This window comes from Niabella sp. ZPM-14, from assembly GCF_055693045.2.
Genome location: NZ_CM181148.1, coordinates 3,417,680 through 3,432,739, shown reverse-complemented (window position 1 = coordinate 3,432,739; position 15,060 = coordinate 3,417,680). Strand labels below are relative to the sequence as shown.

The 15,060-nt window shown below is 48.3% G+C and carries 9 protein-coding genes; 5 read left to right on the top strand and 4 right to left on the bottom strand.

What is annotated here, in order from left to right:
- Positions 1-17: 17 nt before the first annotated feature.
- Complete coding sequence (locus ACU37H_RS14565; protein WP_472703376.1) at positions 18-932, bottom strand: ParB/RepB/Spo0J family partition protein; 915 nt, start codon at positions 930-932, stop codon at positions 18-20.
- Positions 933-985: 53 nt separating this feature from the next.
- Complete coding sequence (locus ACU37H_RS14560) at positions 986-1,786, bottom strand: ParA family protein (protein WP_472703377.1); 801 nt, start codon at positions 1,784-1,786, stop codon at positions 986-988.
- Between the two features lie 638 nt (positions 1,787-2,424).
- Between ACU37H_RS14560 and ACU37H_RS14555 the strand changes: the two genes are divergently transcribed.
- From ACU37H_RS14555 to ACU37H_RS14540, 4 genes are all read left to right on the top strand, one after another.
- A complete protein-coding gene (locus tag ACU37H_RS14555) occupies positions 2,425-3,687 on the top strand; it encodes a metallophosphoesterase (protein WP_472703378.1) in 1,263 nt (420 codons plus the stop codon).
- 120 nt (positions 3,688-3,807) lie between these two features.
- Complete coding sequence (locus ACU37H_RS14550; RefSeq protein WP_472703379.1) at positions 3,808-4,392, top strand: porin family protein; 585 nt, start codon at positions 3,808-3,810, stop codon at positions 4,390-4,392.
- Between the two features lie 207 nt (positions 4,393-4,599).
- A complete protein-coding gene (gene lon / locus ACU37H_RS14545; RefSeq protein WP_472703380.1) occupies positions 4,600-7,005 on the top strand; it encodes an endopeptidase La in 2,406 nt (801 codons plus the stop codon).
- Positions 7,006-7,156: 151 nt separating this feature from the next.
- Positions 7,157-9,817, top strand: a complete 2,661-nt coding sequence (locus ACU37H_RS14540) for a glycoside hydrolase family 3 protein (RefSeq protein WP_472703381.1) — start codon at positions 7,157-7,159, stop codon at positions 9,815-9,817.
- A gap of 2 nt (positions 9,818-9,819) precedes the next feature.
- Here ACU37H_RS14540 and ACU37H_RS14535 read toward each other — a convergent pair whose 3' ends face one another.
- A complete protein-coding gene (locus ACU37H_RS14535) occupies positions 9,820-10,482 on the bottom strand; it encodes a metal-dependent transcriptional regulator (protein ID WP_472703382.1) in 663 nt (220 codons plus the stop codon).
- A gap of 219 nt (positions 10,483-10,701) precedes the next feature.
- On the opposite strand from ACU37H_RS14535, the gene ACU37H_RS14530 reads away from it, so the two are divergent.
- Complete coding sequence (locus tag ACU37H_RS14530) at positions 10,702-13,173, top strand: TonB-dependent receptor (RefSeq protein ID WP_472703383.1); 2,472 nt, start codon at positions 10,702-10,704, stop codon at positions 13,171-13,173.
- A 184-nt stretch (positions 13,174-13,357) separates the two neighbouring features.
- Here the strand turns inward: ACU37H_RS14530 and ACU37H_RS14525 are convergent, their stop codons facing one another.
- Positions 13,358-14,656, bottom strand: a complete 1,299-nt coding sequence (locus ACU37H_RS14525; protein ID WP_472703384.1) for an HAD-IB family phosphatase — start codon at positions 14,654-14,656, stop codon at positions 13,358-13,360.
- Positions 14,657-15,060: the final 404 nt, after the last annotated feature.

Sequence of the window (15,060 nt, the reverse complement as noted above, 5' to 3'; positions counted from 1 at the left end):
TGCAAAGAAAATACAGATTAATCTATTGACACGTTAAAGTTTTGCAACAGCTTGTTCAGCTCTTCAACAGAATAATAATCGAACGTGATCTGCCCATGTCCTTTGGAGCTGTGCTTCAGCTTCACCCGGGTATCAAATTGCGTAGCCAGCTTATCCTCAATCCGCTGAAACGGAGCGGATAAATTGCTTTTTACCGGCTTCTTAGAGCCGTTTTCTTTATACAGGTTACGGACCAGCGCTTCGGTCTGACGGACCGAAAGTCCTTTCTCTTTTATTTCTTTGAAAATAAATAATTGCTTGTCCACCGTATCCACATTGATCAGCGCACGCGCATGGCCCATGGAAATATTGCCATTGCGCACTGCCAGCTGTATATCTGGCGGTAGTTTCAACAACCGGATGAAGTTGGCAACCGTACTCCGGTCTTTCCCCATGCGCTCGGCCACATGGTCCTGCGTATAATCCAGCTCATCCATCATACGCTTATAGCTCAGGGCAACTTCCATCGCATTCAGATCTTCCCGCTGCAGGTTTTCCAGCAATGCCAGCTCCAGCAATTCCGCATCGTTCGCCTGACGGATATAAGCCGGCACTTCCTTGATACCTGCAATTTTGGAAGCCCTCAGTCTGCGCTCCCCTGCAATCAGCCGGTACTTACCATTAGCCATTTTAGACACAGTAAGCGGCTGGATAATATCGTGCGTTTTGATCGACTGTGCCAGCTCCTGCAACGCCTGTTCGTCGAAATCTGTACGAGGCTGTTTAGGGTTCGTTTCAATATCGCTGACGGGAATTTTAGATATATTAGTGGCAGCTTCCACCACCGTCTTTTTAAGATCTCCTGCACCACTTTTCAATTCAGCATCAATGTTGCCCAACAGGGAGCGGATGCCTTTTCCCAATGCGTCTTTATTTGATTTTTGTGTAGCCATTCAATAGTTTCAATTTTTTAATTGTGCGTTGCTCCTTCCCACTGAAGAAACGCTTATTCCAATATGCGCTCTTCGTTAGAGATCTTTGTCATATCATTTTTCTGCAAGATCTCTTTAGCCAGGTTGAGATAATTTACCGAGCCCTTGCTGTTGCCGTCGTATAAGATCACCGGCTTGCCAAAGCTCGGCGCTTCGCTAAGCTTCGAATTCCGGTGTATGATCGTATTAAACACCAGTTCTTCAAAATGGCGGCGTACTTCATTCACCACCTGGTTGCAAAGGCGCAGCCTGGCATCATACATGGTCATCAGGATACCCTCTATCTTCAGGTCGGTGTTGAGCCTGCTTTGTACGATCTTGATCGTGTTGAGCAGCTTGCCCAGCCCTTCCAGCGCAAAAAATTCACATTGTACCGGCACAACCACCGATTGAGCCGCCGTCAGTGCATTCACTGTGATCAGTCCCAGAGAGGGCGAACAGTCGATGACTATAAAATCATACTGATCTTTCACCGCATCGAGAATTTCCTTCAGAACAGTCTCCCGGTTGGGATAGTTGATCATCTCGATCTCGGCCCCTACCAGGTCGATATGCGACGGGATCAGGTCGAGATTAGGTATTTCACTTTTTAATATCACATGCCCGGCGGGCGTCTGGTTAGCCATACAGTCATAAAGACTTTGCGTGATATTTTGCAGATCAAAGCCCACACCCGTTGTGCTATTGGCCTGCGGATCAGCGTCTACGAGCAAGGTTTTGTATTCCAGTACGGCAAAACTTGCGGCCAGATTGATCGCAGTCGTAGTTTTACCGACCCCCCCTTTTTGGTTTGCTACTCCAATAATTTTTGCCATATTTTGATACCGCGATCTAAGGATTAATAAGTTGAAAAAATGAATACATCTTAGTGAAACGCAAATGTAAAGTTTTTGAAGCAGGAATGAACAGGGAGGGGAAGTCGGAGGTTGGAGGTCGGGGGTCCGAGGTTGGAAGTCGGGAGTAGGAAGAGGAAATCCATGTTCAAAGGTCTATGGGCATAACATTTTTTCTTTTTATCTGATTTTTACGGCAAAGTGCACAAAGATTTGTTCGCAAGCACGCAGAGAAGGAAGTTGTTTAACCTTTTGAATATTATTCAGCAGAACATTTCAAGCGAACCGAAGCGCCCGCCCGTGCCGGGACGGACGGGAAGAAATTCCAGCTAACCCGGTCTGACGGTCTCCGTCTGACCGTTTCTGTACGCAAGCACCAATCCAATCATCGCATCAGAAAGCGCTACCAGCGCCAGGAATGAGTGCGGGGCTGCTGAAGCCATAAAGACCGGCATGAAATATCGCTCTTATTGGCACACATGATCCGGCTCCATCCCTTTCGCAGAATGAAAAAAGTTGAAACAACGCCCAGGATAAAAATGTTATGCACCCTGGTCTATTGTCCATGAATCATTGTCCGAATTACTCCTTAGCTTTGATTGCTATAAAAAGTCTTAGTTATGCGCAACGGACCGTTTTGGTGGATTTTAATTGCGGTGATGATCCTCATCGACCTTTATGTGTTCTTCTCCGTAAGATCCTTATTTGGCGGCGGTACGCGTGGGCGCACGATCTACACCATCGTCTATTGGTCCTTGTCGGTTATAGCACTGGCGCTGATCTTTTTACTGCCCTATATCCAGTCCGGCGAACAAAACAAGCTGCTGAGAAGTGTCGCTTTTGTGATGGTCTTCGCCTTTTTTATGGGCAAACTGGTCGCTGCGCTGTTCTTTTTTGTAGATGACCTGCGGCGCTCCGTTCAGTGGATTGCGGGCAAGCTCTTTTCGGCTAATAACGAGATCAGTGAAATCGCAGGGGAAAGCGGCGACCGCATTTCCCGCTCCTCGTTTCTGACCTGGCTGGGTATTGTTTCCGGGGGGAGCCTGTTTTCTTCCTTTATTTATGGTCTGAGCAATAAATATAATTACCAGGTTAAAAATGTGAAGATGCCTTTTGCCAACCTGCCTGAAGCCTTTAAAGGGTTGAAGATCGTCCACATTTCCGACATTCATACCGGCAGTTTTACGAACTACAAAGCTGTGAACAAAGGTGTGGACCTTATTTTAGAGCAAAAGCCGGATATTATCCTTTTTACAGGCGACCTGGTGAACAACAAAAGTGAAGAGGTGGGTGAATATCAAAAGATCTTTAGTCGTCTGAAAGCCCCTATGGGCGTGTATTCTACGCTGGGCAACCATGACTATGGCGATTACGTGGCCTGGAAAAATGAGACCGATAAAAAGCAAAACCTCGATAACCTGAAAAAAATTCACGCCGACATGGGCTGGCGTCTGTTGCTGGACGAGCATTTACCACTGCAAAAAGGTGAAGCCTCCATTGGGCTGATCGGCGTGCAGAATATCAGTGGACGCGGCAGCTTTCACAGCTACGGCAGCATGAGCCGGGCCATGCAGGGTGCAGAGCAATATCCCTTTAAAATATTAATGAGTCACGACCCTTCGCACTGGGATGCCGAGGTAAGCACCCGGTACACCGATGTGGACCTCACTTTAAGTGGCCATACTCACGGCATGCAATTTGGCGTGGAAATTCCGGGATTCAAATGGAGTCCTGTGCAATACGTGTATAAACATTGGGCGGGATTGTACGAACAGCAACAGCAGAAGCTGTATGTAAACCGTGGGTTCGGCTTCATCGGCTATCCCGGCCGTGTAGGAATTTTACCCGAAATCACCGTTATCGAACTGGATACACTTTCATAGAGAAGTGCCCGATCTCAAAGCTTTTAAAAACCTGTACGGTCCGTTATATCAGTAAAGCGTATACGGTTGAAAAAGACTTACTTTTGTTTTCAAAACCATCATCCATTTAAATTTATCATTATGAATAAGCAATCGTTCGCTATTGTGGCTGCCGCGCTTCTAATAAGCTTTACATCCAGGGCTCAGTTTCATGTCGGTGTCAAAGCCGGTGTTAATGCTGCGAAAATCAGCGGCAAAACATTTAAAGAAGAGTTCAACTACAGCTACCTGGCGGGTGGATTTGCCGAGATCGGCCTGGGTGACAAGTGGAGCATCAACCCTGAAGTTCTGTTTTCACAAACCACTGCGACCACGGACACTTCTTTTACCAACACCATTCCCAGCCTGAACAATGATCAGTTAAAGGTGAAACTGAATTACCTTTCGATTCCCATTTTATTAAACATGCGCTTGTTCGGACCATTGCATATCGAAGCAGGGCCACGATTCGGCATCATTATGAATAAAGAAAAAAGATTGTTGGAGAACGGCGAAGATGCCTTTAAAAAGGGCGACTTTTCCATGGTGGGAGGTGCTGGCCTCAACATCAGTATGTTTCGCTTTTCTGCCCGCTACGTGATTGGTCTGAGCAACGTAGGCGACGCCGTGCAGCAGGAAAAATGGAAAAATCAGGCTTTACAGTTCAGTGTGGGGGTAGCGTTCTAACCCGATGCACGTCTGAAGGCCGACCCACTTTGCACAACAACGCCAGTATTTTTGCAGGTATGGCACCTGCTGGTTATTTTCTGCGACAAGTTTTCGCCATTATACTGCATGGCATTAATATTGCCGATCATTAGACCCTTTCATACACTACTTTGCAGCCGTAGCTGCAGCAGCAGTATATGACAGTTTGTCTTTAAAAATAAAATTATGGATTTTAGTAAAGTGTTTACGAAGCCTGAAGATGATATGGATTTTATGCCGATCCTTCCGCTTAACGAAAATGATGCAGACGATAGCCAGGATATCATTCCCGAAGAAATTGCGATTTTACCGCTGAGAAATACGGTTTTGTTTCCAGGCGTGGTGCTGCCCATCACGGTAGGCCGGGACAAAAGCATTCAGGCTGTCAATGACGCTTATAAAGGTGATAAGTTGATCGGTGTGGTCGCACAAAAAGATTCCAATGTAGAAGAGCCCAAGATCAATGATCTCGAACAGATCGGCACCATCGCCAAGATCATCAAACTGATCAAAATGCCGGACGGCGGCACAACGGTGATCATACAAGGGCGCAGCAAGTTTTCCATCACGGAAATCACTGCGGAGGAGCCTTACTTCAAAGGCAGGACCAACAAGCTGGTTGAAAACGAAATCCCGAAAGACGGCGACTTCGAGGCATATATATCAAATATCAAAGATATCGCGGCCAATATCATCCAGCAATCGCCCAATCTCCCTTCAGAAGCCACGCTGATCCTAAAAAATATTGAAAGTCCTGTTTTCCTGATCCACTTTGTCAGCAGCAACCTGAACACTTCCATCCAGGAAAAACAAAAATTGCTGGAGCTGAAAGATATCAAAGAGCGCGCTTCCAACCTGATGGAATTATTGCAAAAAGAATTGCAGTTCGTCGAGTTGAAAAACAAGGTGACCAACAAAACGCGGACCGAGCTGGATAAGCAGCAACGCGAATATTTTCTGCAGCAGCAATTGAAAAGCATTAAGGAAGAATTGGGAGGCGACTCCAACTCGCAGGAAATAAAAGAAATGTTGAAAAAAGCCGAGACCAAAAAATGGCCGGCTGCTGCAAAAGAAGCATTCCAGAAGGGAATCGAAAAGCTGGAACGCATGCACCCCAGCACGCCGGATTATTCTGTGGTGTACAACCATGTCGATCTGATGCTCGACCTGCCCTGGGAGGAATATACCGAAGATCATTATGATCTGAAAAATGCGCAGAAGACCCTGGATCATGACCATTACGGTATGGCGAAGATCAAGGAAAGGATCCTGGAATACCTGGCGGTGCTGAAACTGAAGGGGGATATGAAAAGCCCGATCCTGTGCTTTTTTGGTCCTCCCGGTATCGGTAAAACTTCATTAGGCAAAAGTATTGCCAGCGCACTGGGCCGCAAATATATCCGCCTGAGCCTCGGTGGCCTGCACGACGAAAGCGAGATCAGGGGCCACAGGAAAACCTATATCGGCGCGATGCCCGGCCGCATCCTGCAATCGCTCAGAAAGGCAAAGAGCAGCAATCCCGTGATCGTTCTGGATGAGATCGACAAAGTGGGTAACGATTTCCGCGGAGATCCCAGCAGCGCCCTGCTCGAAGTGCTGGATCCGGAACAAAACAATACCTTCTACGACAACTACCTTGAGCTGGAATACGATCTGAGCAAGGTATTGTTTATCGCCACAGCGAATAACCTTCAGAATCTGCAACCTGCTTTGAGAGACCGGTTGGAGATCATCAACCTTAGCGGATACGCGATCGAAGAAAAGATCGAAATTGCTAAACGACACCTGATCCCGAAACAAAAGGAAATGCACGGCATTCCCAAAAGCAGTTTCAAGATCGGGGATAAAGTATTGGAGCGGCTGATCGCCGACTACACACGCGAAAGTGGGGTGCGCGAGCTCGACAGGCTCATCGCCAGCCTGATGCGCAACCGGGCAAAAAAGATCGCCATGGAAGAAAGCCTGAACACCTCGCTCAACCTGGAGGAATTGCAGCAGATCCTGGGCAAGCCCCGATTCAACAACGACCTGTACAAAGCTGTAAATGTGCCGGGCGTAGCAGTAGGACTTGCATGGACCTACGTCGGCGGGGATATTCTCTTTATAGAAGCCAACCTCAGCGATGGAAAAGGAGATCTGAGCCTGACCGGTAACCTGGGTAACGTGATGAAAGAAAGTGCCACCACCGCGCTTAGCTACCTCAAGTCCAACGCGGCAAAATACAATATTGATAATTCTTTATTTGGTAAAAAAAGCATCCACATACACGTACCCGAGGGAGCTACGCCCAAAGACGGACCCAGCGCCGGTATCACCATGATGACGGCCATCGCATCGGTATTAACGGGCAAGAAGGTGAAGCCTTTCCTTGCAATGACCGGCGAGATCACGCTGCGCGGACAGGTACTGCCCGTAGGCGGGATCAAAGAAAAGATCCTGGCTGCAAGACGGGCAGGATTAAAGGAGATCATCCTTTGCGCTCAGAACGAAAAAGACGTTGCAGAAGTAGAAGCTTCTTTTATCAAAGGACTGAAATTCCATTACGTAGATAAGATGGACGAAGTGTTGGCTATCGCGCTTCATTCCCGGTAGCCCCTTGACAATAATTGATTAGAACCGCCTCCAGGATTGCTTCTTGGAGGCGGCTTTTTTTGTTGTATGCGCTATCTCTCACTTTTTAAAACATCCCGCAACCACTTCCAGTCTCGGATTAACTTTTTACATTGCAGCATAAGCCAATTATATGCATGCAATTGTTCTCAGGCTGTCTTGTTTTTGCCTGGCCGCTGTCATTTCTTTAGCCCTGAATGCGCAGCAACCCTTGTACAAGGACCGGAATCAACCGGTTGAAAAAAGAGTTTCCGATCTGTTGTCGCGGATGACACCCGAAGAAAAATTCTGGCAGCTGTTCATGATCCCAGGCGATCTTGACGCCGCCCAACCCGGTCAATACCGCAATGGTATTTTCGGATTCCAGGTAAGCGCCGGCGCGAAGGGCGATGCCGGCGGTCAATTACTCACCTACAACACAAGCGAGGATGCCCTGCTGGTTATCAAAAAGATCAATAGCATACAAAAATATTTCGTAGAGAAGACAAGACTGGGCATCCCTATCATTGCTTTCGACGAAGCCCTGCACGGGCTCGTGAGAAGCGAAGCCACCTCGTTTCCACAGGCAATCGCATTGGCCGCCACCTGGGATACTTCGATCGTACACCGGGCTGCATCAGCAATTGCAGAGCAGGTAAAGGCGCGTGGCATCAAGCAGATATTGTCACCGGTTGTGAACATCGCGTCCGACGTGCGCTGGGGCCGGACAGAAGAAACCTATGGCGAAGATCCTTTTTTAGTAAGCAGCATGGGCGTTGCGTTTATCAGCGCTTTCGAACAGCGCGGCATCATCACTACGCCCAAACACTTCGTCGCCAATGTGGGCGATGGCGGGCGCGACAGCTACCCTATTTATTGGAACGAACGCCTGCTCAATGAAATTCATTTTCCTCCGTTTATCAAGGCGATCCAAAAGGCGGGAGCACGTTCTATTATGACGGCCTACAATTCAGTAGACGGCACGGCTGCTTCGTCGAACCGGTGGTTGCTTATCGATCAGCTGAAAAAGAAATGGAACTTCCAGGGCTTTGTGATTTCGGATGCAAATGCCGTTGGCGGCGAAACAGTCCTGCATCATACCGCCAGGAATTATGAAGAGAGCGGCGCACATGCCATTAACGGCGGACTGGATGTTATTTTCCAGACCGACTATGAACATCACAAACTGTTCATGCCCGCATTTTTAAACGGCAAGATCGGTAAAGCACGCATCGATGATGCCGTTTCAAGAGTGCTGCGCGCCAAGTTTGAGCTTGGCTTGTTCGAGGATCCTTATATTCCTGAAAGATCAGACGAAGCAAGCTTGCTGAAAAAAGGCCGAGCCGCGGCGCTGGAAGCAGCGAAAGCATCTTTTGTCTTACTGAAAAATTCAAACCAGGTACTCCCCTTGTCAAAAACTATCAGGAGCATTGCCGTGCTGGGATCCGATGCCACAGAAGCCCGCCTGGGAGGTTATTCAGGGTCTGGCAATCATAAGATCAGCATATTGCAAGGCATCCGGGAAAAGATCGGCAACGGCGCCCACGTTCTATACGCCGAAGGAGCCGGACGCTACGATAGCAGCTACCGGTTGATCGATACCCGATTCCTCTCCACCGGAAAACAGCCCGGGTTGAAAGCAACATATTTCGACGGGCTCGATATGAGCAAAGCTCCGGCAGTGACAAGGATCGATAAAAATATAGACTTTGCCTGGACGCTCTACGCACCTGCACCCCAACTGGATCGCGACTTTTATTCCGCCAGGTGGACCGGCATGCTGACTGTTCCTGAAAGCGGCACTTACAAAATCGGCCTCGAAGGCAACGACGGTTACCGGCTTTATATCGATAACAAACTGATCATCGATAACTGGCAGAAGCTTTCTTATCAAACTGTGCTGAAAGACCATCATTTTGAAGCAGGAAAAAAATATCCCATCAAAGTAGAGTTCTACGAAACCAACGGGAATGGTACGGTCAAACTGGTTTGGGATGAGGGACGGCCCGACCGATCACAACAAAAGATCGACGAAGCGGTTGCTATCGCTTCGCAGGCAGATGTTGCCATTGTCGTTGCAGGTATCACCGAAGGAGAGTTTCTCGACCGCGCCATGCTCGGTGTTCCGGGACACCAGGAAGCATTGATCAAAGCCGTAGCTCAAACCGGCAAACCTGTGGTGGTCTTATTAGTGGGAGGAAGCGCGATTACCATGAATAATTGGAAAGATAGTGTGGCTGCGATCGGCCATACGTGGTATGGCGGGGAGGCGGGTGGAACCGCAGTTGCCGACATTCTTTTCGGAGATTACAACCCGGCAGGCCGCTTGCCCGTTACATTCCCGGTGCATGAGGCGCAACTTCCCCTGGTCTATAATCACCGGCCCACAGGGCGCGGAGATGATTATAATAACCTATCCGGTCAGCCCTTATTTCCCTTCGGATACGGCCTGAGCTACACAACCTTTGCGTACAGCAACCTGCAATTGGATAAAAAATCAATAGCGTCCACAGACAGCGCCACGCTTCGATTTACCGTAGAAAATACCGGGAAACGGGCAGGACACGAAGTAGCCCAGCTTTACATACACGACGAACTGGCGTCCGTCGTACGACCGGTTATGGAGTTAAAAGGGTTTCAACGCGTACACCTGCAACCCGGTGAAAAAAAGGTGGTAGTGTTTAAAATAACCCCGGAACTACTTTCCATGCTAAACAAAGATCTTCAGACGGTGGTAGAGCCAGGTAATTTCCGCATTATGATCGGCGCTTCTTCCAAAGATATCAGGCTGAGGACTGTGCTGACCGTAAAATAGGTTTAAAGAAGGGTCACAAAGATGTTCTCGGCAAACTTCTGACTGACAATTGATTTTTTTCCACGCACTTCTATCTCCATGGATGCGTCAAACTCCTGCCTGCTCACGATCTTGATCTTACTACTCAACCCTAAACCCACTTTCACAACGAATTTCAGGAAGGAAGCACTGTTGTCTTTCACGGCCACCAGCTTGCAGGAACGGCCTGCTTCAACCTGCGACAAGGTATAACGCACACTGCGCTTCAATACGCCCTGCGCATTGGGGATTGCATCTCCGTGCGGATCAAATTCGGGATATCCGAGAAACTTCTCTAATTGTGCAATAAGCTTGGGGGAATGGATATGTTCAAGCTGCTCGGCCACTTCGTGCACTTCGTCCCAGGTGAACTGCAGCTTTTCATACAAGAACGTTTCCCATAAGCGGTGCTTGCGAATAATATCAATCGCCTGCTTCTTACCCAGATCCGTCAAAGTCACTTTCTTATATTTCTCATAAACGATCAGCTTTTTTTCTTTCAGCTTCTTAAGCATGTCGTTGGCGGTGGCCGGCTTCACGTCCAAAGTAGCCGCCAGCTCATTCGTTCCGGCCCCTGCTTTCTGTTCTGCTTCTTCCGTAATATGAAAAAGCGCCTTCAAATAATTCTCTTCAGTCTGCGATAACATAACATAAAGATAAAAAGATTCATCAAAATATTTTTGTTAGACTAATCTAACTTTATACTTTTGTATCCATAACTATTTTCAGACATGAATCAAAGCTCGCTATTTTTTACCTGCGCAAAACGATCCCTCAGCAGCGTATCCCCGTTAAACCCGGCATCAGCACCGCGCCGGAAAAGTTATCGTTCCAAACACTTCGGTCAAATACTTCCATCACGATTGATGCGAGGGAAAGTACCGCTATTACTTTTCATCTTTAGCTTGCTGTCATATTCTATCAACGGACAGACTTCTATCCGCGGCCGTGTGCATGCAGGCAGCTTACCGCTACCCCTGGCAACAGTTCACCTGGACGGCACAAACCGCACCCTGGTAACAGACAGTCTCGGACGATTTGTCTTCGATGGCCTTGCTGCCGGACCCTACATTATAGAGGTGACACATGCCGGCTTCAGAAGCTTCGAAAAAAAGATAACGCTAAAAGCAAGCGGGCCCGTTCAATTGCTGGTAGACCTATTGCCCCGCGACACATTAACGGAGGTCGTAGTGACGGGCCTCACAGGAGCCACGCTTATCCGGGAAAACCCAGTGGCAGTTGTAGCCATTTCCTCCAGGCAGATACAGCAGGCTGCAGTGCCCAATATCATTGACGCGTTAGCTAAAAATGCGCCTGGTGTCAACGTAGTCAAAACCGGGCCCAACGTGTCCAAACCCTTCATTCGCGGGCTGGGCTATAACCGGGTATTGACGCTTTATAACGGCATACGGCAGGAAGGACAGCAATGGGGAGATGAACATGGTATAGAGGTAGATCCTTACAACATGGAACGTGCGGAAATCATCAAAGGCCCCGCCAGTCTTATGTTTGGCTCGGATGCACTGGCCGGCGTGGTCAGCATGTTCTCTTACCAGCCGCGCAACACCGGGGGCCGGTTATTCGGAAATGTGACCAGTGAATACCAGTCAAACAATAATCTGGCCGGCACCGGCCTGCGCCTGGATTATGGCCAAAAGCGCTTCGCCCTTTCAGCAGCCGGATCATACCGGCTGGCTAAAAACTATCGAAATAAGATCGATGGCCGTGTGTACAATACAGGCTTCGAAGAAAAGACCGCTTCGCTCATAGCAGGCATCACGGGTGACAAGGGCTTCGCTAATTTCGGTTTCAGCTTGTATGATAACCAACAAGGCATTCCTGATGGCAGCCGCGATTCTCTGACCCGCAGATTCACCAGGCAGGTTTTCGAAGGAGAAGCTGATATCGTTTCCGCGAGACCTGTTGTTTCCACGTCCGAACTCAACTCCTATACGCTGTCGCCCCTGCACCAGCGCATCCAGCATTATCGCGTGTTTAATCATAATGTTTACGAACTCGGTGCGGGCACCATCGATGTAAACCTGGCGGCTCAGCAAAATATCCGCAAAGAATTTAACCACCCCACCCGCCCCTCGCAGGCAGGCATGCTGGTGCGATTGAACACATTAAATTATAGCGTCCGTTACAACCGGGACCTGACTGCTCAGCTGCAGACTACCATCGGTATCAACGGGATGAGACAGGGCAACAAAAACCTGGACGCAACGGACTTCCCTATTCCGGATTACGACCTGCTGGATGGAGGGGCCTTCGTGTTTCTCAAATGGAGATCCGAAAGGTGGACGCTGGGCGGCGGTGTGCGCTACGACCTGCGCCGGGTGAAATGGAACGACTTTTATATCCTGAATAACCCGCAAACTGGATTTGACCGGCACAGCCTCGTGCCGGTGGCGGACGCGGCGCTGCAATTTCCTGCGTATGAAAAGATCTTTCGCGGCCTCTCTGCCAGCGTTGGCGCCACCTACAAGCTAAATCAGCAACTCAGTCTGAAAGCGAATGTCGGCAGAGCATACAGGGCGCCTAACATTACGGAGATCGCTTCTAATGGTCTGGACCCCGGCGCCCACATTATCTACCTCGGTAACCGCAACTTTGAGCCAGAGTTTTCGCTGCAGCAGGACCTGGGACTGATCGCACGTTTCGCAGATTTTTCGGGAGATATCAGCCTGTTTAATAACCATATTCAGAATTACATTTATCAAAGTCTGGAGGTGGACGAAGCAGGACAACCATTGGTGGACGCACAGGGTAACCGTACCTACAAGTATCGCCAGGGAAAGGCCCAACTGTATGGCGCAGAACTGTGGTGGGCCATTCATCCGAGAAGTATGGAAGGCTTTCAATTCAGCAACAGCGTAGCGCTGGTGTACGGATTTAACCGGAACCCGGAATTTAAAGGTGCTGGCATTAACGGAGCTTATCTGCCCCTTATCCCACCTGCAAGAGTCTTCAGTACGCTCTCGCACAGGATCTCTATTCCCCAGGGAAGAGTCGTAGCAATAACGCCTACTATAGAATCAGAATATTCCTTTAAACAAAACCGCTTCTTCGGCTACAATAATACGGAGACGGCTACACCTGCCTATCACATCATTAACTGTGGAGTACAGGCGGAAATCAGGTATGCAGGATTACAAACCTTTACGATCCAGGTGCAGGCAGGTAACCTGTTCAACGTCGCTTATCAATCGCACCTCAGCCGGTTGAAATATTTTGAGTATTACAGCGCGTCGCGCAACGGGCGCCTGGGCATGTATGACATGGGCAGAAGTATTAACATCAAAGCGATTCTGCCGTTTAAGATCGGATCGCGATGATCCGGATCATGAACCTGGTAACCATTTGATCACATACCGGCAATTTATGCAAGCTATCACAGGTTGCATAAGAACAGCAGGTATAGCTTATTGTTTTGTTTCTGATGAATCTGTCAGAACCCGCTGCCGCACTGTATCCGGCGAAATGTGGCACTTACATCATCGTATCAAAAGAGGGCTGTCATCAATACAAGATCCTGAACTGGATGGTATGTTCAATTGCCTTCAGCTCTTTTAATAATTGCTTGTCGTAATCTTTGTTGATGTCGATGATCACGTATCCAATGGCAGCATTGGTCATCAGGTATTGTGCGCTGATATTAATGGCATGCCTGGCCAATACGGTATTGATCTCTGCCATCACGCCCGGCACGTTTTTGTGAATATGGATGATCCTGTGGGTCTTGTTCACCGCCGGAAGCTGGAGTGCAGGAAAGTTAATGCTCTTGCTGATGGAACCTTTATTGATAAAATCGATGATCCGTTTGGTAATAGCTTCAGCTCCTTTTTCTTTTCCTTTCTCGTCGTCAAATACCACCACGCCTTTCTCTGTCCATCCATCGAGGCGCAGCTGTTCTTTGGCGGCGCCCAGGTAGCCCATCACTTTCAGGCGCGTGGCTTTCCTGAGTTGTTTTTCGTCGATGGCCGCTCCTTTCCCGATAAGCATCACACCTGCCTTCTGAATTGTCTTTTCGTCTGCTTCGGTATCCGATAAAATCGTCAGGCCTTCTTCTTTCAACAGGTTGACACAAGCATCAGGTACTTTTCCTGATACGAGACAGATGATCCGGTTTTTAGGATAAGAAATAGCGCCGGGCAATTTATTGATGTACAAGAACTCATCGAAGCTCGGCGTGACATGGTCTGCTTTCGCAGTCACGCTTTTTCTTGAAATGTTTTCAGTGTAAGCAAAAAACTTTTTGATCATTCCACTTTCCCTCAACTGGAAATCGGAATAGCCATCACCGATGCCGTAAAGGTTTCCCTGGAGGTTCAGCATCTTCATCAGCTTCACCTTGCCGCCCTCCTGGCTCAGCGGATTCTGATCGTCATAACCGACAATCGTTCCCTCCTTATCAAAGAGGAAGGTGTTGGCATAAATATTTTCCTTCTTGATGTGAAACTTCTTAACGACGGGCGTAATGAATTCTTTAAACCCGCCAGACACGATCAGTACATCATCAGCATGCTTCTTGAAAAAAGGTGCATTCCTCGAAAAGGATTTAGATACCTTTTTCTTAAGGTGAGTAACCAGTTTTTTTAAGTGGTCTTTGTTAGCGCCCAACAGTTTTACCCGCTCGGCCAGGCTTTCTGAAAAGGACAACTTTCCCTCCATTGCCATGTTCGTATAATCCTCAATCTTTTTGAAGATAATTTCTTTTTCTGGGTTGTCTTTAAGAGAAATACGCACCAGTTCATCCAGCGCTTCAACCTGCGTGAACGTACTGTCAAAGTCTATGATATAATAGTTTTTATGCTTCATGAAAGCCTGGTTAATTTTTTAGTATCGAAATTAATGGAAGCGCAAAAGTAAGGCAGAAAAGCGAATGGCCTGTTGAGGGCTTTAAAAGAGGGTGCATAACATTTTTATCCTGGGCGCTGTTTAACTTTTTTCATTCTGCAAAAGGGACAGAGCCGGATCATGTGTGCCAATAAGAGCGATATTTCATGCCGGTCTTTGTGGCTTCAGCGGCCCCTCACTAATTCCTGGCGCTGGTAGCGCTTTCTGATCCGATGATTTGATTGGTGCTTGCGTACAGAAACGGTCAGACGGAGACCGTCAGACCGGGTTAGGTGGGATTTCTTCCCGTCCGTCCCGGCACGGGCGGGCGCTTTGGTTCGCTTGAAATGTTCTGCTGAAAAATATTCAAAAGGTGAAACAACTTC